Origin of the sequence: Pseudomonas guariconensis (assembly GCF_015680235.1) — a bacterium.
GTDB lineage: Bacteria > Pseudomonadota > Gammaproteobacteria > Pseudomonadales > Pseudomonadaceae > Aquipseudomonas > Aquipseudomonas guariconensis_A.
Map to the genome: position 1 here is coordinate 16,256 of NZ_JADLJL010000012.1, position 26,045 is coordinate 42,300.

Here is a 26,045-nt window from a genome sequence, read left to right on the forward strand (position 1 = left end):
CACCTGTTTCAAAGGGTGGTATAGCGCCTGGGCCCGCCAGGCGCCAGAGTTCAGTCGGCAAGCCAGGCGTTGGCCCAATGCTGCAGATGGCGTGGCGCCAGTACGTAGTCGCGCAATACCGCTTCGCGAAGCTCATCTCCCTGGCGGAAACTGGCGCCGGGGTCGGCAAGGTGCATACGAATGGCATCCAGCCACAACTCGGTTGTATTGGCACGAACCCGAGTACATGGCAGGTAGCCATCGTAGGCCTTGGTGTCAGTACAAATCACCGGATAACCACAGACACCATATTCCAAAAGCCGTAGATTGCTTTTGCAGTCGTTGAACAGGTTTTGTTCAAGGGGTGCCAGCGCGAGATCGAGGTTAAGGCTGGCGAGCTTGCGCGGGTACTGTGCCAGCGGGACTCCCTTATGGAACTCCTTGACATAGGGGCGCAGTATTTCCGGGCACATGCCAAAGAATACCCAGTCGACCTCCTCCGCAAGCGCCCGGACAACACCCAGCATCAGCTCCAGATCACCCCGATGGCTCGTGCCCCCCGCCCAACCCACCCTCGGCTTTGCGCTTGTCTGGCGTTGACTGGACAAGCCTGTCCACAACGATGCGGCCAACATGTTCGGAACAACACGAATGTCGTGATGCAGATGTGACAAAGCATCTGCCAACGGTTCAGTGGACACGACCAGTCGATCACACAATCCGATCGCTTGACCCAACAGTTCACCGACATTTTTGGGCCAGTTGCGAACATGGTCATTTTTTTCGGACGGTGCGATGACGTAATCGTCAATTTCGAATATCCGTCGAGCGCTGGAATACCTTTTGATTTCGGCTATTTCCTTGATGCTCTCGACGGAATAGCGCAACTGCAGGATTATCGCGTCTGGCTTTTCCCGCTCTGCCGCAATAGGCTCGGCTATTTGGTAGCCGATCCTGCCCTGGATCCAGCCTGCGTGTTCCAACTCCGTGAACGGCTGAATGACCCGATAATGTCCGATCGCCGTCGTATTGAATGGTAATGCCAGCACGGATGGCATCGCACGAGCGATAAAAGGATCCCAGCCACTGCGCAGCCCCGGTTCAAGCCTGAAGCCCCCCTGCCGGAGGCTCAGATTTTTGTTGTAGGCGGGGTCATCAGCGACACTGGGCAACCAGCGTCGGTAAAAGGTCTGCTGGTCAGCAGCCTCTTTGCTTAGTGCACTCGGAAGCATCCGCGCCACTCGCGAAAACGGCGTCCAGACCACAAGATAGCCCGCTTCACGCACCCTCAGGCAGAGATCTGCGTCGAACCAGCTTTGCTGCAGCGCCTGCACATCCAAGCCATGCAGCTCATTGAAGAGCTCGCGCCGAACCAAAAGACAATCCAGGCTCAGTGCACTCCAGTTCTGCACCAGACACAGCCGGCCAAGATAGCTCTCGGCATCTGCCGCGTTACCCGCAAACGGATTGCCGGCAGGGCCGCCCAGCCCCAGAACCAATGCGCTGGGTGCTGCGGTGCCATCGCGGGCATACAGTTTCGGCCCAACTATGCCCACCTCGGGACGCTGGCCCTGGCTCATCAGCTCATGCAGCCATTGCGGGTCGAACAGCGCACACCCAACATCAAGCAACAAAAGATAGTCGCCGAGGGCCTGTTCGCTGCCCAGGTTCAGACTTGCCGCCCTCCCCCGCCCCCTTACCTCCAATACACGTAACTGGTCACTGCCCATGCCCTTCATCGCAGTCAGCCAGTCACGCACTTCGGCAGGCTCATCGCCGTTGGCGATCAGCAACACTTCATAGTTGCTGTAATGGGTGTATTCGAATAGTGATTCGACACAACGGCGCAGCGCGAGCAGATCGCTGCCGACTTGAATCAAGATAGAGACACTGGCGGGAAACGCGTGCTGATAACGCACGCGGGTTGCCATACTATCGGCAGCAGCTTCAACTTCAGCAGCCACCCCTATGCGCTTCAAGTGCGCACGTACCACCTCGACGGCGTGAGCTTTTACTGCCGGATCATTCATCCAGTCAGCATAATTATTCTGACTCTGAACCAGCAATTCGGAGATATGCTCCACCGCTCGCAAACCATGTGCTTCAACCAGGCGCCAGAGGGCATCATGTGGCGCCAGCTTGCCGAACTGGGTGTCAAAACCGCCAAGGGCGCGCAGCGCTTCACACTTGAATGCCAACTGGCGGCCTACATAAGGCAAGCTGCGCATCAGATCCAGGTTGAAATCGGGCTTGAAGATAGGCTGGCTCGGTTCACGCCCATCGTAAGCACCTTCATCACAGTACAGACACAAGCTACCGGCATTCAACGCCATGCGCTCGGCCATGATCACCAATGCATGGGGATGTAGGCGATCCCCCGCTTGCAACAAAACGACCCAGTCAGCCGAGGTATCGATCAACCGAGCATTCAGATCATCGAAACCATCGCCATAGCGAATTTGGTGCTGTACACCAGCAAAAGGTAACGAGGGCAGCTCGCACGTACTTAATACATAAGTAGCGCTGGTGGCATAGGATTGTGCGGCCAAGCTATCGAGCGTGGCACGAAGAGCAAGCGCTTCGCCGTCATCGCAGAACACCACCGCTTTGATACGGGGTCGACTTGGCCACTGCTCTATACGCTTGGGCAATAGACGCTGTTGCCCCGTAGACAATGAGCGAGACTCGAGCCACTCAGCGTATAACTCTGTGAAGCTGAGGCTCTGAGTACCGACCTGCTGATGGAAGGAAGCGATTTGCCGGTTGGTGAAGTTACGCATGTCCAGCTCTTGCCACACGTCATCGCCACCATAGGACTGCATCGGCAAGAACCGCACCCATCCTTCGGCAGGTTCCCGCTCTCCGGTCCGCTCAGCCAACATTTGCCGCAGCCAATCAGATTCGACCTTGGCCGCCTCGGTCATCGCTACCTGATGGCTAAGACGGCCGGCATGGATCCGCTCAATGCTCAGTACCTGCTCGAGGCTGGCCAGATGTCCGCGACGCAGCAAACAGATATACAGCGCCATGTCCAGCCGCGCGCAGAACCCCTGACCATCCTGCACCAGCGTCTCTAGGTATTCGGCCACCTGAGCACGACGGAAAAGCGCATGGCTGATACCGCCAAACAAGTTCGATGTGCTTTCGGCGATATACGCCAGCAGGTCTGTACCGTAGAGCACGGCAGTGGTCGGGGCAACCACCGCATTTAGCGCTCTGGACGGCAACAGAATGTCATCGGCATCGCACACCAGCCGCTGGCAGATCACCATGCTGACCTGCTGATGTTCACACAGCACCTTCACTTGATAGCTCAGGCAATGGGTCGCCAAGAGGTCATCATCGCAGAGGAATTTGACCATCTCTCCGCGAGCCTGGCCGAGGCACTGCAACATATTACGGGCGAACCCAAGACGCGCGGGATTACGAACGTAACGCAGTAGCACTGGCGAAGTCTTGCTCAGCTCCTCACAAATCATCTCGATCTCGCGGCCAGGGCTGTCATCGCATACGACCACTTCCAGATTCGGGTAGTCCTGATTGAGCGCGCTGCTCAGCGTACGACGGAAAAACGCTGGGTTGAACGCCGGGATAGTGATGGAGACGAGAGGCTGTGTGTCCACGAGTGCTCACTTAAGCGATAAAACATTTCATTCCACGAGACAGGCGAGAAGAACTTATACAGGCCATCTCGCCCGACCAGCCTCGATCAGATGTAATTGACCAACGACAGTCCAGCGATCTTGGCATACGACTGCATCGAAGCCTGCAGCATGTTCTTCTGCATCTCCAGGCGCAGCATCACCTCCGCCGGGTCGCTTTCGCGGATCGAACTCTGGGTCTTCTTGTTCTCGGTGCTCAGCGCCTCGTTGGTCTCGGCCTGCACATCCAGCGCCTGGCCACGACCACCAATAGAGGAAACCGAGGACGATACCTGGTTGATCGCGCTACCAACATTACCTATCGCGGCGTCCAGCGAAGCAAGGAAGTGCTGTCGCGCCACCGGATCATGGTCCTGAGGCGTAGTCAGTGCCTTACGCAACTGCCCGATCGTATCGAGAATATTCTGGGTCTGATGAGTATCGACTTTCACCCCAAACGAATCTCCGGCATTCGGAGTACCCGACAGCTCGAAGCTGACTCCGGCCGCAGTGGCCGTCGTTCCGCTCAGGGTGCCCTTGGAAACCGGACGGCTATCGTCGGTCACCGGCGCCGCATAGAGCTCGAACTCGGTAGCGCTGGTGAACTTGAGCACCGCGCCACCGCCAGGGAATGCCGCCTTATAGTCGGCGGCATCGCTGATGCCGGCGCTGGTGATCTGCGCCGACGAGGTATTGCCTGGGCTGCGTGTACCGACGATCGAGTCAGCCTTGGAGCTCAGGCTGAAGATGTGCCCCTTAATGGCGGCATCGGGATCGGCCTCATCACCGGCCTGGAAAGTGATATTCAGGCGCAGGTCGACACCACGGAAGTTGATGGTCGCGTTTTCGCTCTTGGGGTCGAAACTACCCCCTTGGCTCGCCTCCAGGGTCACATCGTTGCCATCGGCGTCGAGAATCTTGTACTGGGTACTGCTGAGGAACTCGATGCTGTACGGCTCACCACTGCGGAAGCGGTCGTTGTAGGTCGCACTGCCGGAAACCTGGCCGTTAGACAGGCTGACACGGCCATCGTCGGAGGCCGGAATCACCAGGTGGGTCTCGCTGCGGCTGGTGTTCAGCGCCTGCTCGAACGCGTCGTAACCAGTCTCGTTGGCCGCCAGGCTGAGCATGTCACCCACTTGCAGATTCAACTTGCCCTGATCACCCTGATAGCTGTAGGTGCCGTCGGCATTACGCACATAGGGCGGTGTGTCGCCCTTGGAGCCGGAGAACAGATACTTGCCGTTCTCGTCCTTGCTATTCATCAGGGTGAACAACTGGTCTTCCAGCGAGGCCAGTTCGTCGGCATTGGCCTTGCGATCGGAATCGGTAAATGCGCCGTTACCCGAACTGATCGCCAGTTCATTGACCCGCTGCAGAATCGTGCCAATGGCATTGAGCGTACTTTCCGCAGTCCCCAACGCATTACGCACATTGACGATATTGCCGCTGTACTGCTCCAGCATGTTCTGCTGCTGTTCCAGCTGCAGCAGGCGTGCGGCGCCCACCGGATCGTCGGCCGCGGTACGCACGCGCAGGAAGTCGCTGGCCTCCTGGGACGTCTTGTTGACGTTGGAGAAGGTGCGCTGATAGTTCGCGCTGCTGGTGTTGTAGAACTGCGAAGTGGAGATGCGCACGGTCTACGGCTCCTTAAAGGCTGTTGATCAAGGTGGCGAAGGTTTCCTGGGCCGCCTTGATGATCTGCGACGACGCGGTGTAGTACTGCTGGAACTTGACCAGGTTGCCGACTTCTTCGTCGACGGACACGCCCGATACCGAGTTGCGGCTATCCAGTGCGGACTGTTGCAAGGCATTGGTGGCATTGCCGTCCATGCTGGCCTGGGAGGTTTTGCCCCCTACGTTGGATACCAGCTTGGCGTAGGCATCGGTGAAACTGATGCCCTTGCCGTCGGCACCGACTTCGACAGTGCCCTTGGTCTGCAGGTCGAGTACCGACTGGGCGTTGCGGTTGTCCGCCGAGCCTGCGCCGGTCAGCGACACGGTGAAGCTGTCGCCGTTCTTCGGCGCACCGGAGACATTCATTTCGAAGGTGAAGGTCTTCTGGGTACTGCCGTCCATGATCGGGTCGCCGTTGGCATCGACCATCGGCACGGACAACTGCAGCTTGTTTTCCTGGCCGGGGATGATGGTGCCGGTGCCAATCGCGTTGCCCTTGGCGTCGTACATCGTGTAGCCCTGGGGCGAGGCGCTGTCGTCACCGAACACCAACTTGACCGGGGTCGAGTACTTCAGGCCGGTCTGCAATTCGCTGCGCTGGGCCGCGTCGTAGATGTCGAGCGAGGAGGTCAGGGTCGGCTGGGTGATCGAGCCGGTGCCTTTGTTGCCAGCGCCGTTGACGCCGGTCAGGGGCGCGGCCATGGCCAGGCGATCGGGGTCGGTGAGCACCGACTCGATGGACGCCGCGGCGTTGCGGGTCGGGGTGATCTTGAAGCTGTCCCCTGCGCTCACCGCACCGCCTTTGAGCGACAGAGTGAAACCGTCGATCACCGGAGCCGGGTCGTCATTGAGGTCGAAGGAGCCCATGTCGGTGCCCTCGGGCAGCTTGCGCACGCTGTACTCGGTGGCGCTGGTAAAGGTCACCTGGTAGTCGCTGGTGCTCAGCTTGCCGGTGTCCTTGATGGTGACATCGAGATTGCCGGAGCCTGCGCTGTTGCGCTGCGATGCCACGCTACGCTCGCTGATGGCCTTGGCGCTGTTGATATCACCGAACAGGGTGGCGCCGAACTCGCCGTTCTTGTCGATGCCCTGGGCCAACTGGCGGTTGATCGCATCGGCGACCACCAAGGCCACGCGCCCCAGTTCATTGAGTGCAGGGTCCAGGGTGTCGCGGCGATAACGCAACAGCCCCCCCAGCTCACCACCGCTGACGCTGTTGGTGATGTCCATTTTGGTGGAACCGCGGTTGAGCACAAGGCTCATGCGGGTGGGGTCGGTCTGGCTCGGCTCTGCCGCCAAGGTCTGGGTGGTCTTGCCCAAGACCAGGGCCTGGCCATTCTTCAGGTAGATGTCGTAGTTGCCTTCACGCTCCACCACATCGGCACCGATCAACGCGGTCAGCTCGCGCACTGCGCCGTCACGCTGGTCGAGCAGGTCGTTGGGGCTGCCCTTCACGGCGGAGATGCGCGAAATCTGATCGTTGTACTCGGCGATGGTCGCGGTGAGCTTATTCACCTTGTCTGCGATCGACGCCATGTTGGCGTTGATGTTGCTGTTCTGTTGGTTCAGCTGTGCCGACAGCGTATTGAAACGTTTGGCCAGGGCCTGGGAGCTGCCCAGCAGCAACTGGCGCGAGGCATCCTCGTTGGGCTTGGCCGCGGCATCCTGCAGGGCGCCGAAGAAGCTCTTGAGCGCAGCGGTGATGCCGGTGTCGGCACTCGACAATGCGGTGTCCAGCGGGGTGATCTGGTTCAGGTAAGACGTGGCATCGCTGGACAGCGAGGTGGTGGTGCGCAACTGGTTTTCCAGGAAGGCGTTGTACACCCGGCGCACATCGGCCAAAGTCGTGCCGCTGCCGATGAACACCTGGCCGTACTGCTGCGACCCCTTGGTCTTCTGCACGATCTGCTGGCGAGAATAACTGTCCACATCGGCGTTGGCGATGTTGTTGCCCAGGGTATACATCCCCGATTGCGCGGCGCCCAGGCCCGACATGCCAATATTGATCAAACTCGCCATGGTTCCAAACCCTTAAAGTTGCGTTGTGGTACCGAGCATTGCGTAGCTCTCGTACGACTTCATCTGTCTTGCGATCTGCGAGATCTTGCTGGCGTAATTCGGGTCGGTGGCGTACCCGGCCTTCTGCAGCTCCCGCACGAACTGTTCCGGGTTATCGGCCGCCTTCACCGCATCTTGATAGCGCGCGTTGTTCTGCAACAGGCTGACCAGGTCGTGGAAACTGTCCTGGTAGGAGTCGTAGGAGCGGAACGCCGCGGTCTCCTTGACGAACTGCCCGCCACGAAATTCGCTGGTGATCGCCCGCGCATGCCCACCCTGCCAGTTGCCCGTGGCCTTGATGCCGAACAGGTTATGGCTGCTGGTGCCATCGGCATTGCGCATGACCGACTTGCCCCAGCCCGTTTCCAGGGCGGCCTGGGCCACCAGGTAGCGGGGGTCGATGCCGATGCGCTTGGCCGCCTGCTCGGCCATCGGCAGCATGGTGGCGACGAATTCGTCGCTGTCGCCGAAGGCCTTCTTCGGCGCCAGCGGTGGCTGGGCAACGGCACGGCCGAGAATGCGCAGGCCGTTATCCGGCACGGCGAAGGCGCGCGCGACCTGCTGCCCTTCGCGGGCTGGCACTGCGGCGGTGTTGCTGGTGGCCGCCGACGGCACGATGCCGGCCAGCAGGCGGTCGGTAAGCTTGCCCGGCAACGCCAGGCGGCGGGCATTGAGCGCCGCGACGTCATTGCGGGTCGCCGTCGATTCGCTGGTGTGCACCGGCTCGGCCACCTTGTTACCCCACAACGCAGGGGCGTGCCCCTCGATGCGTGGGAACGGGCTGGTATTGACGGATGGGCCCTTGTTCTTCGACAGCTGGCGCACCAGCACATCCTGCAAACCGATGCCACCGCCCTCGCGCGACATGCTCACAGCCAACTGCTGGTCGTACATGTCGCGGTACTGCTTGACCGTCTCGGAGTTCATCGGGTTGTCGTCGGCCAGCACGTCGCTGGCCTTGCGCGAAGCCTTGAGCATCTCGCTGATGAACAGCGACTCGAACTCCTGGGCCACCTTGCGCACATTGGCGTCGCTGTCGCGATCACCGTGCTTGAGCGAGCTCAGGCGATTGAGGTCGGTATAGGCGCCGCTGTCGGCGTGTCCGGAGACCAGGCTCTTGGGAGTCATGGGCAGGCGTCCTCAGATCACGATCAGGTCGGCCTGCAAGGCGCCGGCCTGCTTCAGGGCTTCGAGGATCGCCATCAGGTCGCTGGGCGCCGCGCCGACCTGGTTCACCGCACGGACGATCTCGTCCAGGGTGGTACCCGGGCCGAACTTGAACATCGGCTTGGCTTCCTGCTGGGCGTTGACCCGCGAACGCGGCACCACGGCGGTCTGGCCGTTGGAGAATGGCCCAGGCTGGCTGACGATCGGGTCTTCGGTGATGGTCACGGTGAGGCTGCCGTGGGTCACCGCCGCTGGCGAGACCTTGACGTTCTGGCCGATGACGATGGTGCCGGTACGCGAGTTGATGATGACCTTGGCCACGGCCTGGCCCGGGTCGATCTCCAGGTTCTCGAGGATCGACAGGTAATCCACCCGCTGGCTCGGGTCCATGGGTGCAGTGACGCGCACCGAGCCGCCATCGACAGCCTGGGCGACACCCGGGCCGAGTAGTTCGTTGATCTTGTCGACGATGTGCTTGGCGGTGGTGAAATCCGGGCGGTTGAGGTTCAGCGTCAGGCTGTTGCCCTGGTTGAAGCCGCTCGGCACGGCGCGCTCGACGGTGGCACCGCCCGGGATACGGCCGGCCGACGGCACGTTGACGGTGATCTTGGAGCCATCCCGCCCTTCGGCGTCGAAGCCGCCCACCACCAGGTTGCCCTGGGCCACGGCATAGACGTTGCCATCGATACCCTTGAGCGGGGTCATCAGCAGGCTACCGCCGCGAAGGCTCTTGGAGTTGCCGATCGAGGAGACGGTGATATCCACCACCTGGCCAGGCTTGGCGAAGGCCGGCAGGTCGGCGTGCACCGACACTGCAGCCACGTTCTTGAGCTGCACGTTACCCGACCCTGGCGGCACCTTGATGCCGAACTGCGAGAGCATGTTGTTGAAGGTCTGCAGGGTGAACGGGGTCTGGGTGGTCTGGTCACCCGTGCCGTTCAGACCTACCACCAGGCCGTAGCCGATCAACTGGTTGGTACGCACGCCGGAAATGCTGGCGATGTCCTTCAGGCGCTCGGCCTGGGCGCCGAAGGCACAGGTCATGAGCAGGGTCGCGGCGATCAGCTGCCTTACGTTGAACATGGTCATTCGACTCAGAAGGGCCAGAGCGGGCTGATGAAGAAGCGGTCCAGCCAGCCGGGCTGGCTGGCATCGGCAAAGGAGCCGGTGCCCGAGTAGGTGATGCGCGCATCGGCCACGCGGGTGGACGGCACGGTGTTGTCGGTGGCGATGTCGTCGGCACGGATCAGGCCGGCAATGCGCACCAGCTCCTCGCCGGTGTTCAAGGTCAGCCATTTCTCGCCGCGCACGGCGATAATGCCGTTGGGCAGCACCTCGGCCACGGTGACGGTAATCGAACCGGTCAGGGTGTTGCCCTGGGTCGCCTTGCTGTCGCCCTTGGTGGCGCGCTCGCCGCTATAGCCGGCCTCCAGAGACAGGTCACCACCGCCGAACGGGTTGTTGGTGTTCGGGGTGGTGCCGAACAGCGAGGTCAGGCCGATGTTGGCGTTGCTGTTCTTCTGGATCTGCGAACCTGCGTTCTTGCTCGCCGAGGTGCGCTCGTTGAGGGTGATGGTGATGATATCGCCCACCCGGAACGCTTTGCGGTCGGTGTACAGGTTCTGCTCGAAACCGGCCTGGTAGATCGAACCGTTGTTGGCCGCCGCAGGCAACGGGGTGCGCGGCAACACCGGCGCGTAGTACGGGTCGTTGGGCTTTGGCGTCGGCGCGACGCAACCGGCCAACAACACCGCGCCCCCGAGGGCGAAGACGGACAACAGACGATTCATGACGCTTACCTCACGGTGTAACGGGCTTGGGGCTTACAGCTGCTGGGTGACGAACGAGAGCATCTGGTCGGCAGTGGAGATGACCTTGGAGTTCATCTCGTAGGCGCGTTGGGTGGTGATCATGTTCACCAGCTCTTCCACGGTGCTGACGTTGGAGTTTTCCAGGGTCTGCTGCAGGGTAGTGCCGAAGCCGTTCAGGCCCGGGGTACCGATCTGCGGCGCACCGCTGGCGGCGGTCTCCAGGAACAGGTTGTTGCCGATGGCCTGCAGGCCGGCCGGGTTGATGAAATCGGCGGTCTGGATGTTGCCGATGATCTGTGCGGCCGGGTTGCCGGCGGTGGTGATCGACACAGTGCCGTCCTGGCCGACGGTGAAGGTCTGGGCATCCGGCGGCACGACGATCGCAGGCTCCAGGGCAAAACCGTTGGCGGTGACGATCTGGCCGTCGGAGTTCAGGTGGAAGGTACCGTCACGGGTATAGGAGACGGTGCCGTCCGGCTGCAACACCTGGAAGAAACCGCGGCCGTTGACGGCCATGTCCAGTGGGTTCTCGGTGGTCTGCAGACTGCCGGTCTGGAAGTTCTTCTGGGTGCCGACGATACGCACACCGGTACCGACCTGCAGGCCCGAAGGCAGCTCGCTGTCCTGGGTCGACTGGGCGCCGGGCTGGCGCTTGACCTGGTACAGAAGGTCCTGGAACTCGGCGCGATCACGCTTGAAGCCGGTGGTCGAGACGTTGGCCAGGTTGTTGGAGATGACGGTCAGGTTGGTGTCCTGGGCGGACAGGCCGGTCTTAGCGACCCAAAGAGCCGGAAGCATTTAGTGTTCTCCTCGTGCGCCTGTTTTACGGCACCCGTTCAAAAGTGATTAGCCGATTTGCAAAACACGAGCCATGGCTTCATCGCCTTCCTTGGCCGCGTTCATCATCTTGACGTGCAACTCGAATTGGCGGGACAGGGCCAGTACCGAGGTCATTTCCTCGACGGCATTGACGTTGCTCGACTCCAGGAAGCCCGACACCACCTTGACGTTGACGTCGGCATCGGCCGGCTGCCCGCTGGTGGTGTGGATCATGCCGTCCAGGCCCTTGGTCAGGCCCTTGGTGTCCGGGTTGACCAGCTTGATGCGATCGACCTCGGCCATCACTCGCGGGTCTTCGCCCATGGCACGAATACTGATGGTGCCGTCTTCGCCGATCTCCACCTTCTGCTCCGGCGGAATCGCGATCGGGCCGCCATTGCCGATCACCGGCATACCATTGCCGGCGCGCAATACGCCGAGGGCGTCAATGTTCAGGCTGCCCGTGCGCACGTAGGCTTCACTGCCGTCAGGTGCCTGCACGGCGATGAAGCCGTCCCCACTGACCGCCACGTCCAGCTCGCGCCCGGTTTCCACCAAGGCACCGGCGGTAAAGTCGGTGGCCGGGCGTTCGGTCATGGCAAAGGCACGCGCCGGAAAGCTGTCACCGAATACCGGCATCGAGCGCGCCTGCTCCAGGTCACGCTGGAAACCGTTGGTGGAAACGTTCGCCAGGTTGTTGGCATGGGCCCGCTGGGCCAGCGCGTTCTGGCTGGCACCGGTCATGGCCACGTAAAGCATCTTGTCCACAGTCATCCTCCGCTGCACCGACGACCGATTGCCGCCGACGTTGCTTTGCAGGCACTAAAGCAAGTTCCGAACCAACTTTTCAAAATCATGAAAAAGCCCGTGAATACGGGCTCTTGGGGAATCTTTCGGGGAAGCGGACGTCGGTTATCCGGCGCCTGATTGCCGGTGACGGCAAAGATCTGCAATCACACCCCCGATATAGACGCGAGCATGCACTCACATCTCCCTGCATCCACCATTATTGAAAGGCCCGGCAAAGCGCTTCCACCCCTCCCCTGGCGACCACTGCGAACACACCAGCCGACCATCGACCTGGCTCTCCCAACGCCACCAGGGCGCCGTGGCAGCCTGGGCCTGGAGCAGGCACACCGCGGCGGCGAACGCGACGATCAATTTCTTCATGATTGCTTCCTCGAAAACGACGAGCCCCTTTGTGGAAAAGGGGCTCGAACACAAGCGACCAACCCGCGAGCGTCAGGTCATCTGGATGATGGTCTGCATGATGGTGCTTTCGGTGGAGATGGTCTTGGCATTCGCCTGGTAGTTGCTCTGCGCCTTGATCAGCTCGACCAATTCCTGGGTCAGGTTGACGTTGGAGGCCTCCAGCGAGTTCGACTCGACGCTGCCCAGGGTTCCGGTCTTCGGCGCATCGATACCCGGAATGCCGGACGAGAAGGTCTCGGTCCAGCGGGTTCCACCCACTTGCTGCAGGCCCTGTTCATTGGCGAAGCTGGCAACGGCGACCTGGCCGATGGCACGGGACTGCTGGTTGCTGAAGCTGGCGAACATCACACCAGTGGAGTCGATGCTCAGGCTCGACAGGATGCCGGTGGCATAGCCGTCCTGGGACTGCGACATACGCGCGGTCTCGGTGTTGTAGGAGGTGGTGCTGTTCATCGACAGGCGCATGCCATCGGCGTTGCCGACCGCACCATTAGCGGCCCAGTCACCTGCAGCATTCTTCGCCGCAGGCACCCAACCTGTCATGGTGAACGTGTTGTTGCTGACCGTGAACGACGAGCCAGCCGGATGACCGGTGTTGTCAGCCGACATGCTCTTGACGGAACCATCGCTGTTGAAGCTGATGGTGCCGGTCAACGGCGCCTCGGAAGCCGGATCGAATGGATTGCGACCATCCACCAGGGTGTACATGGTCCACTCGTTGGTGCCGGTCTTGCGATAGAACTGCTCCATGGTGTGCTCGTTGCCCTGGCTGTCGTACACCTTGGTCGGGAACGACTTGGTGTAGGTGGTTTCGTCAGCAGGATCGAACGGCTTGTTCGGCACCAACACCGGCGGGGTGCTGTCATCGTAGACTTCCAGCGGAATGTCGGTAGCCGAAGAATTCAGGTTGATGCCCTGGTCGATCAGCGAGGTAGCCTTCGGCGCCAGCGCAGACGTATCGATGCGCAGGTCGCTCAGCACGCCTTTCTGGATCTTGCCCGTCGAATCGGCGGCATAACCCTGCAGGCGCAGGCCGTCCGAGGTGACCACGTAATTGTCTTTGCTGGTCTGGAAGGCGCCAGCTCGGGTGTAGACCATCGAGCCGTTGTCCGACAGGACGAAGAAGCCCTGACCCTGGATGCCCATGTCCAGCACGTTGCCGGTGTTGTTGATATCACCTTGGCTGAATTGCTGGGAAACCGCTGCCAGGCGCACGCCATTGCCGACCTGGTTCTTGCCCACGCCCAGGCGGTTGGCGCCGGCGTATACATCGGCGAACTCGGCACGCGAGGACTTGAAACCTGTGGTGTTGACGTTGGCGATGTTGTTACCGGTGACGTCCAACTGCTTGTTGGCTGCGTACAGACCGCTAAGACCGATATTGAAAGACATGTAATAGCTCCTTGTGCCGCTCTAGCCGGCCTTAGATACCAATGGTTTGCACGCTGGAAAGGGAAACTTTGCCGAGCCCGGCCAGGTTGAGCATCATCTCGCCATTGGGGTTGATGCTGACGCTGGTGACCTTGGCCGGCAGCAGGGTGGACAGCTGTACCGCCTTGCCATCGACCGTGGTGGTGGCGGCGAAGCTGTAGGTACCCGGATCGACTTTTTCGCCCTTCTCGTTGGTGCCGTCCCAGATGAAGTCGGCATAACCGGCTTTCTGCTCGCCCAACTCGATGGTCTTGACGACATTGCCGTCCTTGTCCTTGATGGTGACCTTCGCCTCGCCGATACCCTGGGGCACGATGATTTGGCCATTGAAGCTCTCGGCCGTATCGACCACGGCCTTGTCGTTCTGCACGACGACCGAACGCCCCACCAGTGAAGAAGCCTGCAGCGCCTGGGACGAACCCAGCGCACCGGCGATGGAGTTGACGGTGCCGTTGAGCGTGGTGATGCCTTCCAGGCTGCTGAACTGCGCCAACTGCGCGACGAACTCGCTGTTGTCCTGCGGATCGAGCGGGTTCTGGTGCTGCATCTGGGTCACCAGCAGTTGCAGGAACGCATCCTTGCCCAGCGCATTCTTGTCGGCGGGCTCGGTTGTGGTTTTCTTGGTCGTGCCGGTACTGACGCCCGAAGCCGACAGGACGTCGTTGAGGTTCACACCATTGGTGCTATCGATAGCCATGGTCCGTATTCCTTATCACTGACCCAGGGTCAGGACCTTCTGCATCATGGTCTTGGCGGTGTTCATCAGCTCGGCGTTGGTCTGGAACGCGCGGCTGGCGGAAATCATGTCGGCCATCTCCTCCACCACATTGACGTTCGGGTAGTAGACATAGCCGTCTTTGTTCGCCGCCGGGTGGTTGGGCTCATAGCGCGCCTCGAGGTTGCTCTGGTCCTCGACGATACCCATCACCTGCACGCCCTGCCCCGCCTCGCCCTGGTCCTGGAACAGCGACTGTCCGGCGCCGTCCTGGGCCTGCTGGAAGGTAGTGGCGAACACCGGATGGCGTGCGCGGTAGGTCTGGTCGATGCTTGAGGAAACGGTCTCGGCGTTGGCGATGTTCGAGGCGACGGTATTGAGGCGGGTGTTCTGCGCACTCATGCCGCTACCGGCAATGTTGAAGACACTGGCAAGGGACATGGTCACTCTCCGCGCAGGGCCGAAATCAGCCCTTTGAATTTACTGTTGAGCAGGGTGAAGCTGGCCTGGAAGCCGATAGCGTTTTCCGCGTAGTTCGATTGCTCCATCTGCGCGTCGACGGTGTTCTGGTCGATCGACGGCTGCATCGGCGTGCGGTACTTGAGGGTGTCGTCGCCCATGGCCAGGCCCTGGGCTTCGATGTGCCGGGTATTGGTACGGTCCAGGGCGATGCGGCCGTTCTGCTGTTTTTCGGCCTCGGCGGCGAGCACCGACGAGAAGTCCATGTCACGCGCCTTGTAGTTGGGCGTGTCGGCGTTGGCGATGTTGTTGGCCAGCACCTCGGCGCGCTGGGCGCGGAAGCTCAATGCCTGCTCATGGATGCCGAGCGCCTTGTCGAAGCTGATGCTCATGTCGGGGAAACCTTCGAAGGTTGACCGGAAGAATCGTGAGCAGGCTAGAGCAAGGTTTGTGCCAAGCGGAAGAGGCCCAGTAAAACCGGGGGTTGGGGCGTGGGCGGCAAAGCCGGATGCCAGAAAAGCGGCAATGGATTACCGCTTGGCGTCAGCAAAGCGGCAATGACCAATAACGAACGGGGGCCGCCTTGCGGCCCTTTCGCGGCACAAGGCCGCTCCTACAGGATTACGCAAACCTTGCCAATGGCGAGCCTGTAGGAGCGGGCTTGTCCCGCGATGGGCTGCATAGCAGCCCCAATGACATGGCCCAAACGGCTTAACTGACCGGTATTAGGCTTGCCCTTTCGTTCATTTGGCCTGGTAGATGATCCCCGGGCTGCACTGGACCATCTGGTAGTGGTCCGGCAACCCGTTGAGCGCCTCGGACGCGCCGAGGAACAGGTAGCCACCGGGCTTGAGGGTGCTGTGGATGCGCAGCAGGATGTCTTTCTTGACCTGGGCCGAGAAGTAGATCAGCACGTTGCGGCAGAACACGATGTCGAACTTGCCCAGCGCCGCATAGCTATCGAGCAGGTTGAAGGAGCGGAACTCCACCCGACTGCGGATCGGTGCCTTGACCGCCCAGCGGCCCGGACCCTTGGTATCGAAGTAGCGTTGCAGACGCTCCTGGGACAGGCCGCGGCCGATGGCCAGGCTGTCGTATTCGCCGGTCTTGCAGTTGGTCAGCATCGACCCGGACAAGTCGGTGGCGACGATCTGCGCGCCCATCTTCAATTGCCCCAGGTTGCTGCGCTCGAACTCGTCGATGGCCATGGAGATCGAGTACGGCTCCTGCCCCGAAGAGCAGGCCGCTGACCAGATACGCAGGCGCTGGCCCGGGTTGTTCTTGATGAACTCCGGGATGACCTTGTTCTTGAGCACCTCGAAGGGGTAGGTATCGCGGAACCACAGGGTCTCGTTGGTCGTCATGGCGTCGACCACCTGCTCGCGCAAACCGCCCCGTGGCTGGCTCTGGATACGCTGCACCAATTCGCCCAGCGACTTGATGCCCTGCTGCTCCATCAGCTTGTTGAGACGGCTGGAGACCAGGTATTGCTTATTCTCGCCCAGCAAGATGCCACAGGCTTTCTCCAGGAAGACCCGGAACTGTTCGAAATCCAAATTACCCGTAGACAATGCTGCCGCCTCTTTCCAATCACTGGTGCCGGGGGCAGGCCCCCGGCGGTTTCAATGCGTCGCCTTGATCCGGTCGACCACCCGCTGGGCCAGGTCGTCCGGCTTGAACTTGGCCAGGAAGTCGTCGGCGCCGACCTTCTTGACCATCGCCTGGTTGAAGACGCCGGACAGCGAAGTATGCAGCACGATGTGCAACTTTTGCATGCGTGGATCGCTGCGAATCTCCGCGGTCAGGGTATAGCCGTCCATCTCCGGCATTTCAATGTCGGAGATCATCATCAGGAACTCCTCGTCCGGGCGCTTGCCCTCTTCCACCAGCTTGTGCAGGTAGTCCAGGGCCTGGCGGCCGTCGTTGAGCGCCACCACCTCGACCCCCACGGCCTGCAGGCAACGGCTGACCTGCTTGCGCGCCACAGACGAATCGTCGACCGTAAGCACCCGCAGCATCACCGCTTTATCCTGCACCTCGGCATCGATCACCCCGGCCGAAATCACCTCGGAGGCCGGCGATACCTCGGCCAGCACCTTTTCCACGTCGACGATCTCCACCATGCGGTTGTCCACGCGGGTGACCGCCGTCAAGTAATGGTCGCGGCCGGTACCCTTGGGTGGCGGGTGGATCTCTTCCCAGTTCATGTTGACGATGCGTTCGACCGAATGCACCAGAAAGCCCTGGGTCTTGGTGTTGTACTCGGTGATGATCACGAAGCTGTTGCGTGTTTCTTCCCGCAGGCCGGGCAACCCGGTCGCCATCGACAGGTCGAGAATGGGAATGGTCGCCCCGCGGATGTTAGCCACACCACGCACCACCGGGTGGGACTTGGGCATCACGGTCAGCTCCGGGCACTGCAGCACTTCCCGCACCTTGAACACGTTGATGCCATAGAGCTGTTCGCCATTGAGGCGAAACAGCAACAGCTCCAGGCGATTCTGCCCCACCAGTTGCGTACGCTGGTTGACCGAATCCATGACTCCAGCCATGCCAGACTCCTCTAGTTTTCGCCTATGCACCGAATCGGCACGGGCTTTGCTTTTTTGAGCGCCATGTATATGAAAACGACATTTTTCCGACGTCTGACGCGCCTGCTGGGCGGCTCGCTGGCCGTGATCTGCCTGCTGGCCCCCGGCAACCGGGCGCTGGCCGATGCGGTTACCTTGCCTGAACAGCTTATCGGCGTCACCCAAGGGTTTCTTGAATTCACCGTGGAAGACTACCTGGCCACCAGCCAGACGCCGGGCCGCTACGAGATCCAGGTCAACCCCCTTGACCCGCGCCTGCGCATGCCGGCATGCAGCCAGCAGTTGGACGCTTCGCTGGAAAGCCCGGCGCAACCACTGGGCCGGGTCACGGTGCGGGTGCGCTGCGCCGGTAGCGCGCCGTGGACGGTGTTCGTCCCGGCCCAGGTGCGCCTGTTCCGCGATGTGGTGGTGATGGCCCGCCCGCTCAAACGCGAAAGTGTCATCGGCGAAGGCGACGTGAGCCTGCGCGAACGGGACGTGGGCACGCTCAACCAGGGCTTTCTTACCGACCTGGACCAGGCCCTGGGTATGAAGCTGCTGCGCCCTACGGTACTGGACCAGGTGCTCACGCCACAGCACTTGGAACAGGCCGAGGTGGTGCGCAAGGGCGACCACGTGGTGATCATCGCCCGCAGCGGCAGCCTGAGCGTGCGCATGCCGGGCGAAGCCTTGAGCAAGGGCGGCCTGTCGGAGCAGATACGCGTGCGCAACCTCAACTCCAAGCGAGTGGTCAAGGCGCGGGTGACCGGGCCGGGCCAGGTCGAGGTGGCCATGTAATATTGTCATTGCCTGGCAAGGCCCATCCCTGCAGGAGTGGGCTTGCCCCGCGATTGGCCCTGCCAGGAAAACGCCATGAAGGCTGGCGACAAGGAACCGCTTTTCCTAAACTGTGTCAGAAAACGGGTTATGTGAACTTGCGCACAGGCGCCGAAAATTCGCGCCTAAAGTTTTTTTCGGGTTGGCCGAAAACAAGGCAAGCGTCCAAATTCCCAGAGGTTTCTGAATCATGGTCATCGACTTCAGTCGTTTGAATAATGCGCCGTCCGTGACGGGTGGCGTTCGCGGCAATACCGCAACCGGCAACGCCGAAAAGGCCGGCGAAACCGGCCAGGCGAGCAAGCCCAGCGCCAGCGGAGAAACCGTACATCTCAGCCAGGAGGCCCAGCAGTTGCAGAAGATCAGCGACCAGCTGCGCGATCAACCTGAAGTCAACAGTGCCCGTGTGGCCCAGTTGAAGCAGGCCATCGCAGAGGGTAGCTACAAGGTCGATGCCGAGCGGGTCGCCAGCAAACTGCTTGATTTCGAAGCCCAGCGCTGACCCTTCGGGGCGCTGACTTCAAGGGACGCAACGAGCCAAGAGCCAGCCATGCACGACACCACCCTGCTGCAACTGATCGAAGACGACATCGCGCCTACCCAGGAGCTGCTCGAGCTGCTCGAGAAGGAAACCGTCGCCCTGCATGGCCGCGACATGCTGCTGCTGGAACAGATCCTGGCACGCAAGCAGTCGTTGATCGTCTTGCTCGAACAGCAAGGTATGCGTCGTAATCATCTGCTCACCGAGCTCGGCTTTACTGCCGATCGCGCGGGCGTGCAGGCGCTGGCCGCACAATCGAGCATTGGCGAGGTCCTGCTGCAACGACTGGACGCGCTCTCCCAACTGATGGATGCCTGCCAGGCCGCCAACGCGACCAATGGCCGGATCATCCAGGTGCAGCAGCTCGCCACCGCCAACCAGATCCGCATCCTCAATGGCGGCGATTCTCCCTCGCTCTACGACAGCCGTGGCGCCACTTCGCCCATGGCCAAGGCACGGGCTATCAGCCAAGTGTGATTACCGCTATCAAGGCACGAAGCATACTGGCAAAATGCCGTTACTTGCGTGTGTCGTTTTTGCCTGGAGAATGAGAACCCGTGTTCAATGAGACCGATGCCCCGCAACCGCCAAAGGTGCTGACCACACCTTTGGAGATCGCGGCCAACCTGCGCCAGCTGCAAGATAGCCATGATCCCTTGATCATCACCTTCCATGAGCGCAGCCAGCGGTTCCAGAGCTACGTGGTACACGTGGACCGTGACAGCAATACCCTGGCGTTGGACGAGATGATTCCGCGAGACGGGGAAAAATTCATCGAGAACGGCGAACCGTTCCGTATCGAAGGTTTCCATGATGGGGTGCGCATCGCCTGGGAATGCAACAGCGCGCCGACCATCACCGAGATCAACGGCCACCGCTGCTATCGCAGCGCCCTGCCCAGCGAAGTGACCTACCACCAGCGGCGCAACGCCTTCCGCGCCGCGCTCAAGCTGTCGCAGTTGGTCGATATCGTGCTCGACGGCGAAAAGCTCAAGGGCAAGGGCGCCCTGCGCGGCAAGCTGCTGGATATCTCCGCCACCGGTTGCAAGCTGCGCTTTGAGGGTAACGTCGAAGATCGCCTGCAATTGGGCCAAGTCTACGAGCGCTTTGCCGCCGCAGCCCCGCTGGGTATGCCGCAAGCGATGGTGGAACTGCGCCACCTGCACTTCGAGGAGCGCGCCAATACCACCTTTGCCGGGGTACGCTTCCACAACCTCAACGGCCAATTGCAGCGCAAGGTCGAAAGCTTCGTGTACCAGTTGCAGCGTGAAGCACGGCGGTTCGACAAGGACGATTATTGATCCTTGCAGGGACATGAAAAACGCCACCCGATCGGGTGGCGTTTTCGTTTTTCCGGCGGCTCTGCCACCTAGATCGACTTGTCGACCTCAGCCTGCGGCTCAGCCTCCTCGGCCTTGGTCTTCTGCTCCTCGGCCTCGGTATCCTCCGCCGCCACCGGCGCCTGCATCACCTCCTGCACGGTCGCCTCATCCACCCGCGGGTCGAGCGCCGCCGACAATGGCGAACCGGCCGCCGGCATGGCCACGTGGCCCAGAGGCGCGTCCTGCACCTGGTGCAACCCGGTGACCGCCTTCGGTCGGATACGCCATACCAGCACCAAGGCGAAGAACAGGAAAAACGCATACAGCATCTGCGGCCCCAGGGCTTTCATCAGCACCCCCGCCGCCAACGGCCCGATACAGGCGCCCACGCCATAGGTCACCAGCAGCATGGCGGTCAGCGACACCCGCCGCTCGCTTTCCACGTGGTCATTGGAAAAGGCCACCGCCAGCGGATACAGGCAGAACTGCAAAAGCGAAATCAGAAAGCCGATGGCGAACAACAACTCGAGCGGCACACTGGGCAATATCGCCAGCGGCAGCGAAGCCAGGGCCAGGCCGATGGCTGCACTGCGAATCAGCACTGCGCGATCATAGCGGTCGGACAACCAGCCCAGCGGCCATTGCACCACCAAGCCAGCGAAAATGCAGCTACCCATGAACAGGCCGACCTGCTCGGTGGTCAGCCCCTGGTTGGCCGCGTACAGCGGCGCCAGCCCGTAGAACGAGCCGACGATCAGGCCAGAACCCAGCACCGTGGACAACGACTGCGGGACACGTTTGATGAAGAACTTGGGCTCCATCGGTGCCGGCCGCAGCGGCGCCGGGTGGATGCGCCGGGTCATCGCCACCGGCACCAGGCACAGGGCGAAGCACATGGCGACCAGCATCAGCAGCTCGGGGCCAAGCTCAGGGTGCACCACCAGGATCAGCTGGCCGAGCACCAGGCCCAGATAGGAGGCGATCATATAGCCGCTGAATACCGCTCCGCGGTGCTTCACATCGGCCTGCTCGTTGAGCCAGCTCTCGATGACCATGTACTGGCACATCATCCCCAGGCCGACGATCATCCGCAGCCCTACCCAGACCGGCAACCAACTGGTCATGCCATGCCCGAGCACGGCTGCGCAGACGATGCCGGCGCACGTGGCATAGGCCCGTATGTGCCCGACTCGGCCGATCAGCCGGTGGCCGATCTTGCCGCCCACCGCCAGGCCGAAGTAGTTGGCGGCCATCAAGGCACCGACCCAGAGGCTGTCCACATGGTCGGCGGCTAGGCGCAGGGCCAGGTAGGTACTGAGCAGGCCCGAGCCGATCAGCATCATCAAGGCAGCGAAATACAGCGACTGAAACGGCTTCCAGATGTTGCGCATACGTCCCGTCGAACTCCTTGGGTCAGATGGCGTTGGCTTGCAGGCAAGCATAAAAGCAAATTTGCCGCGGCGCAGGCCCCTGACGGCGAAATAGCGCAGCAGGGGCGCGTCCAGTGCCGGTCGTGTCGCGATCAGGCCTGTGCTGCCAGCACCCGACGCTCCCAAGGCGTGATTTCGTCGAGGAAATCGGTCAGCTCCAGGGTCTTGGTGGCAATGTAGCCTTCGATGAACTCGTCGCCGAACAGTTCCCGCGCCAATGCGCTGCGCTTGAGCCGCTGCAACGCGCCGTGCAGCGTACACGGCAGGCTCAGGTGCTCCGGCACGTCGAATTCCCCCTGGATCGCAGGCGTCGGCAGCAGGCCCTGCTCGATGCCGTGCAGGCCGGCAGCTAGGCTCGCGGCGATGGCCAGGTACGGGTTGGCATCGGCACCTGGCAAGCGGTTCTCCACCCGCCGTGCCACGGGGGAACTGGCCGGGATGCGCAGGCCGGCGGCACGGTTGTCTTCGGACCAGCAGGCATTGTTGGGCGAGGCGTACGGGTGGCACAGGCGCTGGTAGGAATTGACGTTGGGCGCGAACAACGCGGTGAAGTCGGCCATGCACGCTTGCAGGCCGCCGATGAACTGGTGGAAGGTCGCCGTCGGCTGTCCCGCTTCGTCGCTGAACACGTTGCGACCAGTGCCGATCTCCACCAGGCTCTGGTGGATGTGCATGGAGCTACCCGGGGTCCGCGCCAACGGCTTGGCCATGCACACCACCGTCAGGCCGTGCCGGAGCGCCACTTCCTTGAGCAGGTGCTTGAACAGGAAGGTCTGGTCGGCCAGTAGCAGCGGGTCGCCATGCAAAAGGTTGATCTCGAACTGGCTGACGCCCATCTCGTGCATGAAGGTGTCACGGGGCAGGCCAAGGGCGGCCATGCACTGGTAGACCTCGTTGAAGAAGGGACGCAAGCCATTGTTGGAACTGACGCTGAAAGCCGAGTGGCCGAGTTCGCGGCGCCCGTCCTTGCCCACCGGCGGCAGAAACGCCTGACCTGGGTCGGCATTGGGCGCGAAGACGAAGAATTCGAGTTCCGTGGCCACCACCGGCGCAAGGCCGAGGGCAGCATAGCGGGCAATTACGGCCTTGAGCTGGCCGCGGGTGGAAAGCCCGGACGGCACGCCGTCGAGTTCGACCGCATCGCAGATGGCCAAGGCCCGGGGCTCGTCGCTCCAAGGCAGGCGGTGAACCTGGGCGGGGTCGGCCACCAAGGCCAGATCGCCGTCGTCACTGCCATAGAAGCGCGCCGGCGGGTAGCCGCCCATGATGCATTGCAGCAATACGCCCCGCGCCATCTGCAGGCGGCGCCCTTCAAGAAAGCCTTCGGCGGTCATCACCTTGCCGCGGGGCACGCCGTTGAGGTCGGGGGTGACACATTCGATCTCGTCGATGCCGGTCAAGCGCTCGGCGAATGAGCGCGGGGCTTCGGTCTTCATGACGCTGTCCTTGTTGTTGTGTGCTCGTCGGGCACAACATAGGCGCTGAGTGTTGAAAATATCAAGCACCTCAAGGTTTCGATGTAGAAATTTATTAACACTCGAGGCGAACGCTGTATCAACCCAATCGCCGGCAAGCCGGCTCCCACAGAGGGTCAGCACTGGCCGTTTGTTCTGTGCTCGACAGCGCAGCCCAAAGGGCTGGGTGACCTCCCGCAACAAGCGTACACAGGGCCTGTGGGAGCGGGCTTGCCCCGCGATTGGGCCGGGCCCGCTATCACCGCCGCCAAGCAAGGGCTTCGCCCTTGATCGCGGGACAAGCCCGCTCCCACAGGGTGTGGTTGGCGAAGTACCGGTGGGAGCCGGCTTGCCGGCGATTGGCCAGAACGGGCAACAGCATCATGAATCCTGAGCGAGCAGGGCTGGTTGAGTGCATGGTGATTACCCACACCGGGATGCGATCTGGCTTTGGGTAAAGGGTTGTCTTCATCGCCGGCAAGCCGGCTCCCACAGGGTGTGGTTGGCGCTGCACCAGTGGGAGCCGGCTTGCCCACAACCATAGAATATCCCACCGGTACTTCGCCAACCACACCCGGTGCGGCGGTCCGACTTGCCCCGCGATCAAGGGCGAAGCCCTTGCCAGGCGACGGTGATATCGGGTCCGGCCTAATCGCGGGACAAGCCCACACACAAAGGACCTGCAAACTCAAATAGTTATGCGATGTTCTATGAGAGTGGGCTTGCCCCGCGATTGGGCCGGTTCAGACGACGCTGATCACCACCGATACCTGTTCGGCGCCAGCCACCACCAGGCTCACCTCGTCATCGACTTTCTTGCCCAGCAACTGTTGCCCCAACGGCGAGCGCGCCGTGATGACGGTGACCTGCTGCGCGCCTTCGCCTATCTTCAAGCCTGCCGCCTCAGGCCCAAGGAACAGCAAGCGCTGGCGCCCCTGTTCATCTTCCAGGGTCACCAGGTTGCTGACCTGGATACCTCGTACCGGGTCATAGTCGCGCAACAGCAACTGCTGGTACGCCAGCAGCGCCTGGCGGATCTCGGCCGTGCGCCGGGCCTGCCCGGTGGCCAGGTACGAGGCCTCGAGGCTCAGGGTGTCATACTTGTTCTCGGCGATATTCTCCTCGGCGGTGGCGGCCTCGTAGGCGGCCTGTGCCGCACGGCGCAGCACCTCGACATCATGTTCGAGGGTCTCGACGATGCGCGAGAGCAGGGTGGTCTTGTCCATGGTCAATAGCAGAATTCCAGTACGTTGGCCTGGCTCTTGTCAGTTGGTGCAGTGCGGTTCTGCTGCAGCCAGAACTGGCATTTGGGGTTGTTCAGGTTGCGCGGGCTGCCCTGGGCCGCTTCGACGGCCTGGCGAGTCTCCTGCTGTTGCAGGATCACCTTGTAGCGCTCGAACATTTCGGCCTGCGCGTCGGCCGGCGCTGCCGGTTGGCTGGCGGTCGGTGCCATGGCCTGGACCACCGGCTGCACCTGTCCCGGCCACCAGTGCCATGCCAGCCACAGGCTCAGGGCGATGGCCACGGCGCCGAGCCACAGGCCGAGCGCCACGCATAGAATCAACTGGACGGGCTTGAGGGTAACCTTCAGTTCGCGGCGACGTGGCATGGCGGCCTCCTGGCTGGGCGGTTCATGCCGGGCATTGTCGCACGGTGGCAGGGGTTTTTTGGCGTCGATGCTTTCGCCTTGAAGCATTTATCCGCAAAATCCGCGGTTTTTGCGCGGGGCAAGGGAGTGGGCATGAAATCCACCTGGGACATCTTCTGCACGGTCGTCGACAACTACGGCGACATCGGCGTGACCTGGCGCCTGGCCCGGCAACTGGTGGCCGAGCAGGGGCTGGCGGTACGCCTGTGGGTGGACGACCTCGAAGCCTTCGTGCGCCTGTGCCCCGAGGCCGATGCCGGCGCCGCGCAGCAGTGGCAAGCCGGCGTCGACGTGCGGCACTGGCCGAGCCAATGGCAACCGGTAGCGCCGGGCGACGTGGTGATCGGTGCCTTCGGTTGCCGGCTGCCGGCCGATTACATCGAGGCCCTGCGCCTACGGGCCAGGCCTGCGCTGTGGCTGAACCTCGAGTACCTGAGCGCCGAGGATTGGGTAGAGGGCTGCCATGGCCTGGCCTCGCCCCAGGCCAATGGGCTGCGCACCCTGTTTTTCTTCCCAGGCTTCACCGACAAGACCGGTGGCCTGCTGCGCGAGGGCACGCTGCTGGCCCGGCGCGCGGCCTTCGAGGCGGACCCGACCGCGCGCACAGCGTTCCTCGGCGGCCTGGGCGTGCAGGTGGAGGAGGGCGCGCGGCTGCTCTCGTTGTTTGCCTACGAAAACGCGCAGCTGGGCACCTGGCTCGATGCCTTGGTCGAAGACAGCCAACCCAGCCACCTGCTGGTGCCCGACGGGCGCATCCTGGCCGATGTACGCCAATGGCTGGGTGAGCCCGGCCTGAGTGTGGGCGCGGTGCGGCGCAAAGGTGCGCTGACCGTGCAGATCCTGCCATTCGTCAGCCAGGACGATTATGATCGCCTGCTCTGGGCCTGCGACTTCAATGCCGTGCGCGGTGAGGACTCCTTCGTGCGTGCCCAATGGGCCGGCAAGCCGCTGTTGTGGCATATCTATGTGCAGGACGAGAACGCCCATTGGGAAAAACTCGAAGCGTTCCTCAAGCTTTATCGCCAAGGGCTGTCAGAAAAAGCGGGAGATGCGCTGGTCGAGCTTTGGCGTGCCTGGAACATGGACCGCGACATGGGCGCGGCCTGGCGCGGGGTGCTCGAGCACTGGCCGCAACTGCAGGCACATGCCCGCCAATGGAGCGCCGCACAGGCCGCTCGGCCGGACCTTGCCACGACGCTGGTACAGTTTTACCGAAATTGGCTATGATACGCGGCCTCGATTTTTATAAATCCATCCAGATTCGGATACTTCGT

General features: G+C 61.9%; 24 protein-coding genes. 5 read left to right on the plus strand and 19 right to left on the minus strand.

Annotated features, from left to right (window positions below; genetic code table 11):
• Positions 1-50 precede the first annotated feature (50 nt).
• The 15 genes from IRZ56_RS10855 to IRZ56_RS10925 all read right to left on the minus strand — a co-directional run bounded on the left by IRZ56_RS10855 (position 51) and on the right by IRZ56_RS10925 (position 17,521).
• Complete coding sequence (locus IRZ56_RS10855) at positions 51-3,602, minus strand: glycosyltransferase (protein ID WP_196144941.1); 3,552 nt, start codon at positions 3,600-3,602, stop codon at positions 51-53.
• 86 nt (positions 3,603-3,688) lie between these two features.
• Positions 3,689-5,257 carry a flagellar hook-associated protein 3 gene (locus IRZ56_RS10860; RefSeq protein WP_196144942.1) on the minus strand — a complete coding sequence of 523 codons (1,569 nt, stop codon included), beginning with the start codon at positions 5,255-5,257 and terminating at the stop codon, positions 3,689-3,691.
• 13 nt (positions 5,258-5,270) lie between these two features.
• The gene (gene flgK, locus IRZ56_RS10865; RefSeq protein ID WP_196144943.1) at positions 5,271-7,316 is read right to left on the minus strand and encodes a flagellar hook-associated protein FlgK; all 2,046 of its coding nucleotides are present in this window, start codon (positions 7,314-7,316) and stop codon (positions 5,271-5,273) included.
• A 12-nt stretch (positions 7,317-7,328) separates the two neighbouring features.
• Positions 7,329-8,483, minus strand: a complete 1,155-nt coding sequence (gene flgJ / locus IRZ56_RS10870; protein ID WP_196144944.1) for a flagellar assembly peptidoglycan hydrolase FlgJ — start codon at positions 8,481-8,483, stop codon at positions 7,329-7,331.
• A 12-nt stretch (positions 8,484-8,495) separates the two neighbouring features.
• Positions 8,496-9,605, minus strand: a complete 1,110-nt coding sequence (locus IRZ56_RS10875) for a flagellar basal body P-ring protein FlgI (RefSeq protein ID WP_416764332.1) — start codon at positions 9,603-9,605, stop codon at positions 8,496-8,498.
• Positions 9,606-9,616: 11 nt separating this feature from the next.
• Positions 9,617-10,312, minus strand: a complete 696-nt coding sequence (flgH, locus tag IRZ56_RS10880) for a flagellar basal body L-ring protein FlgH (RefSeq protein ID WP_196144946.1) — start codon at positions 10,310-10,312, stop codon at positions 9,617-9,619.
• 33 nt (positions 10,313-10,345) lie between these two features.
• A complete protein-coding gene (gene flgG, locus IRZ56_RS10885) occupies positions 10,346-11,131 on the minus strand; it encodes a flagellar basal-body rod protein FlgG (protein WP_196144947.1) in 786 nt (261 codons plus the stop codon).
• A 48-nt stretch (positions 11,132-11,179) separates the two neighbouring features.
• Positions 11,180-11,920, minus strand: coding sequence for a flagellar basal-body rod protein FlgF (flgF, locus tag IRZ56_RS10890; RefSeq protein ID WP_084858250.1), 741 nt, complete (start codon positions 11,918-11,920; stop codon positions 11,180-11,182).
• 216 nt (positions 11,921-12,136) lie between these two features.
• The gene (locus tag IRZ56_RS10895) at positions 12,137-12,322 is read right to left on the minus strand and encodes a hypothetical protein (RefSeq protein WP_196144948.1); all 186 of its coding nucleotides are present in this window, start codon (positions 12,320-12,322) and stop codon (positions 12,137-12,139) included.
• A 72-nt stretch (positions 12,323-12,394) separates the two neighbouring features.
• Positions 12,395-13,756 (minus strand): flagellar hook protein FlgE, encoded by a 1,362-nt coding sequence (gene flgE, locus IRZ56_RS10900; RefSeq protein ID WP_196144949.1) that lies wholly within the window; start codon positions 13,754-13,756, stop codon positions 12,395-12,397.
• A gap of 31 nt (positions 13,757-13,787) precedes the next feature.
• Complete coding sequence (gene flgD, locus IRZ56_RS10905) at positions 13,788-14,492, minus strand: flagellar hook assembly protein FlgD (RefSeq protein ID WP_196144950.1); 705 nt, start codon at positions 14,490-14,492, stop codon at positions 13,788-13,790.
• A 15-nt stretch (positions 14,493-14,507) separates the two neighbouring features.
• Positions 14,508-14,951: a flagellar basal body rod protein FlgC gene (gene flgC / locus IRZ56_RS10910; protein ID WP_084858254.1), complete on the minus strand. Its 444-nt coding sequence runs from the start codon at positions 14,949-14,951 to the stop codon at positions 14,508-14,510.
• A 2-nt stretch (positions 14,952-14,953) separates the two neighbouring features.
• The gene (gene flgB, locus IRZ56_RS10915; RefSeq protein WP_196144951.1) at positions 14,954-15,361 is read right to left on the minus strand and encodes a flagellar basal body rod protein FlgB; all 408 of its coding nucleotides are present in this window, start codon (positions 15,359-15,361) and stop codon (positions 14,954-14,956) included.
• Positions 15,362-15,712: 351 nt separating this feature from the next.
• Positions 15,713-16,540 carry a protein-glutamate O-methyltransferase CheR gene (gene cheR, locus IRZ56_RS10920; protein WP_084858256.1) on the minus strand — a complete coding sequence of 276 codons (828 nt, stop codon included), beginning with the start codon at positions 16,538-16,540 and terminating at the stop codon, positions 15,713-15,715.
• A gap of 51 nt (positions 16,541-16,591) precedes the next feature.
• Positions 16,592-17,521: a chemotaxis protein CheV gene (locus IRZ56_RS10925; RefSeq protein ID WP_196144952.1), complete on the minus strand. Its 930-nt coding sequence runs from the start codon at positions 17,519-17,521 to the stop codon at positions 16,592-16,594.
• Positions 17,522-17,584: 63 nt separating this feature from the next.
• Here IRZ56_RS10925 and flgA point away from each other — a divergent pair, with 63 nt between their 5' ends.
• From flgA to IRZ56_RS10945, 4 genes are all read left to right on the plus strand, one after another.
• Positions 17,585-18,337 (plus strand): flagellar basal body P-ring formation chaperone FlgA, encoded by a 753-nt coding sequence (flgA, locus tag IRZ56_RS10930; RefSeq protein WP_196144953.1) that lies wholly within the window; start codon positions 17,585-17,587, stop codon positions 18,335-18,337.
• 229 nt (positions 18,338-18,566) lie between these two features.
• On the plus strand, positions 18,567-18,878 hold the full coding sequence (gene flgM / locus IRZ56_RS10935) for a flagellar biosynthesis anti-sigma factor FlgM (protein ID WP_196144954.1): 312 nt from the start codon (positions 18,567-18,569) through the stop codon (positions 18,876-18,878).
• A gap of 48 nt (positions 18,879-18,926) precedes the next feature.
• Entirely contained in the window at positions 18,927-19,394 is a 468-nt protein-coding gene (locus IRZ56_RS10940; protein ID WP_196144955.1) for a flagella synthesis protein FlgN, read from the plus strand.
• Positions 19,395-19,474: 80 nt separating this feature from the next.
• Positions 19,475-20,218 carry a flagellar brake protein gene (locus IRZ56_RS10945; protein WP_196144956.1) on the plus strand — a complete coding sequence of 248 codons (744 nt, stop codon included), beginning with the start codon at positions 19,475-19,477 and terminating at the stop codon, positions 20,216-20,218.
• Between the two features lie 68 nt (positions 20,219-20,286).
• On the opposite strand, the gene IRZ56_RS10950 is transcribed toward IRZ56_RS10945, so the two are convergent.
• The 4 genes from IRZ56_RS10950 to IRZ56_RS10965 all read right to left on the minus strand — a co-directional run bounded on the left by IRZ56_RS10950 (position 20,287) and on the right by IRZ56_RS10965 (position 24,732).
• Positions 20,287-21,630: an MFS transporter gene (locus IRZ56_RS10950; RefSeq protein WP_196144957.1), complete on the minus strand. Its 1,344-nt coding sequence runs from the start codon at positions 21,628-21,630 to the stop codon at positions 20,287-20,289.
• 131 nt (positions 21,631-21,761) lie between these two features.
• Entirely contained in the window at positions 21,762-23,003 is a 1,242-nt protein-coding gene (locus IRZ56_RS10955) for a glutamine synthetase family protein (RefSeq protein WP_196145025.1), read from the minus strand.
• Between the two features lie 863 nt (positions 23,004-23,866).
• Positions 23,867-24,349, minus strand: a complete 483-nt coding sequence (locus IRZ56_RS10960) for a GreA/GreB family elongation factor (RefSeq protein WP_196144958.1) — start codon at positions 24,347-24,349, stop codon at positions 23,867-23,869.
• A 2-nt stretch (positions 24,350-24,351) separates the two neighbouring features.
• On the minus strand, positions 24,352-24,732 hold the full coding sequence (locus IRZ56_RS10965) for a hypothetical protein (RefSeq protein ID WP_196144959.1): 381 nt from the start codon (positions 24,730-24,732) through the stop codon (positions 24,352-24,354).
• A 132-nt stretch (positions 24,733-24,864) separates the two neighbouring features.
• Here IRZ56_RS10965 and earP point away from each other — a divergent pair, with 132 nt between their 5' ends.
• Positions 24,865-25,998, plus strand: a complete 1,134-nt coding sequence (earP, locus tag IRZ56_RS10970) for an elongation factor P maturation arginine rhamnosyltransferase EarP (protein WP_196144960.1) — start codon at positions 24,865-24,867, stop codon at positions 25,996-25,998.
• The last annotated feature ends 47 nt before the right edge of the window (positions 25,999-26,045 follow it).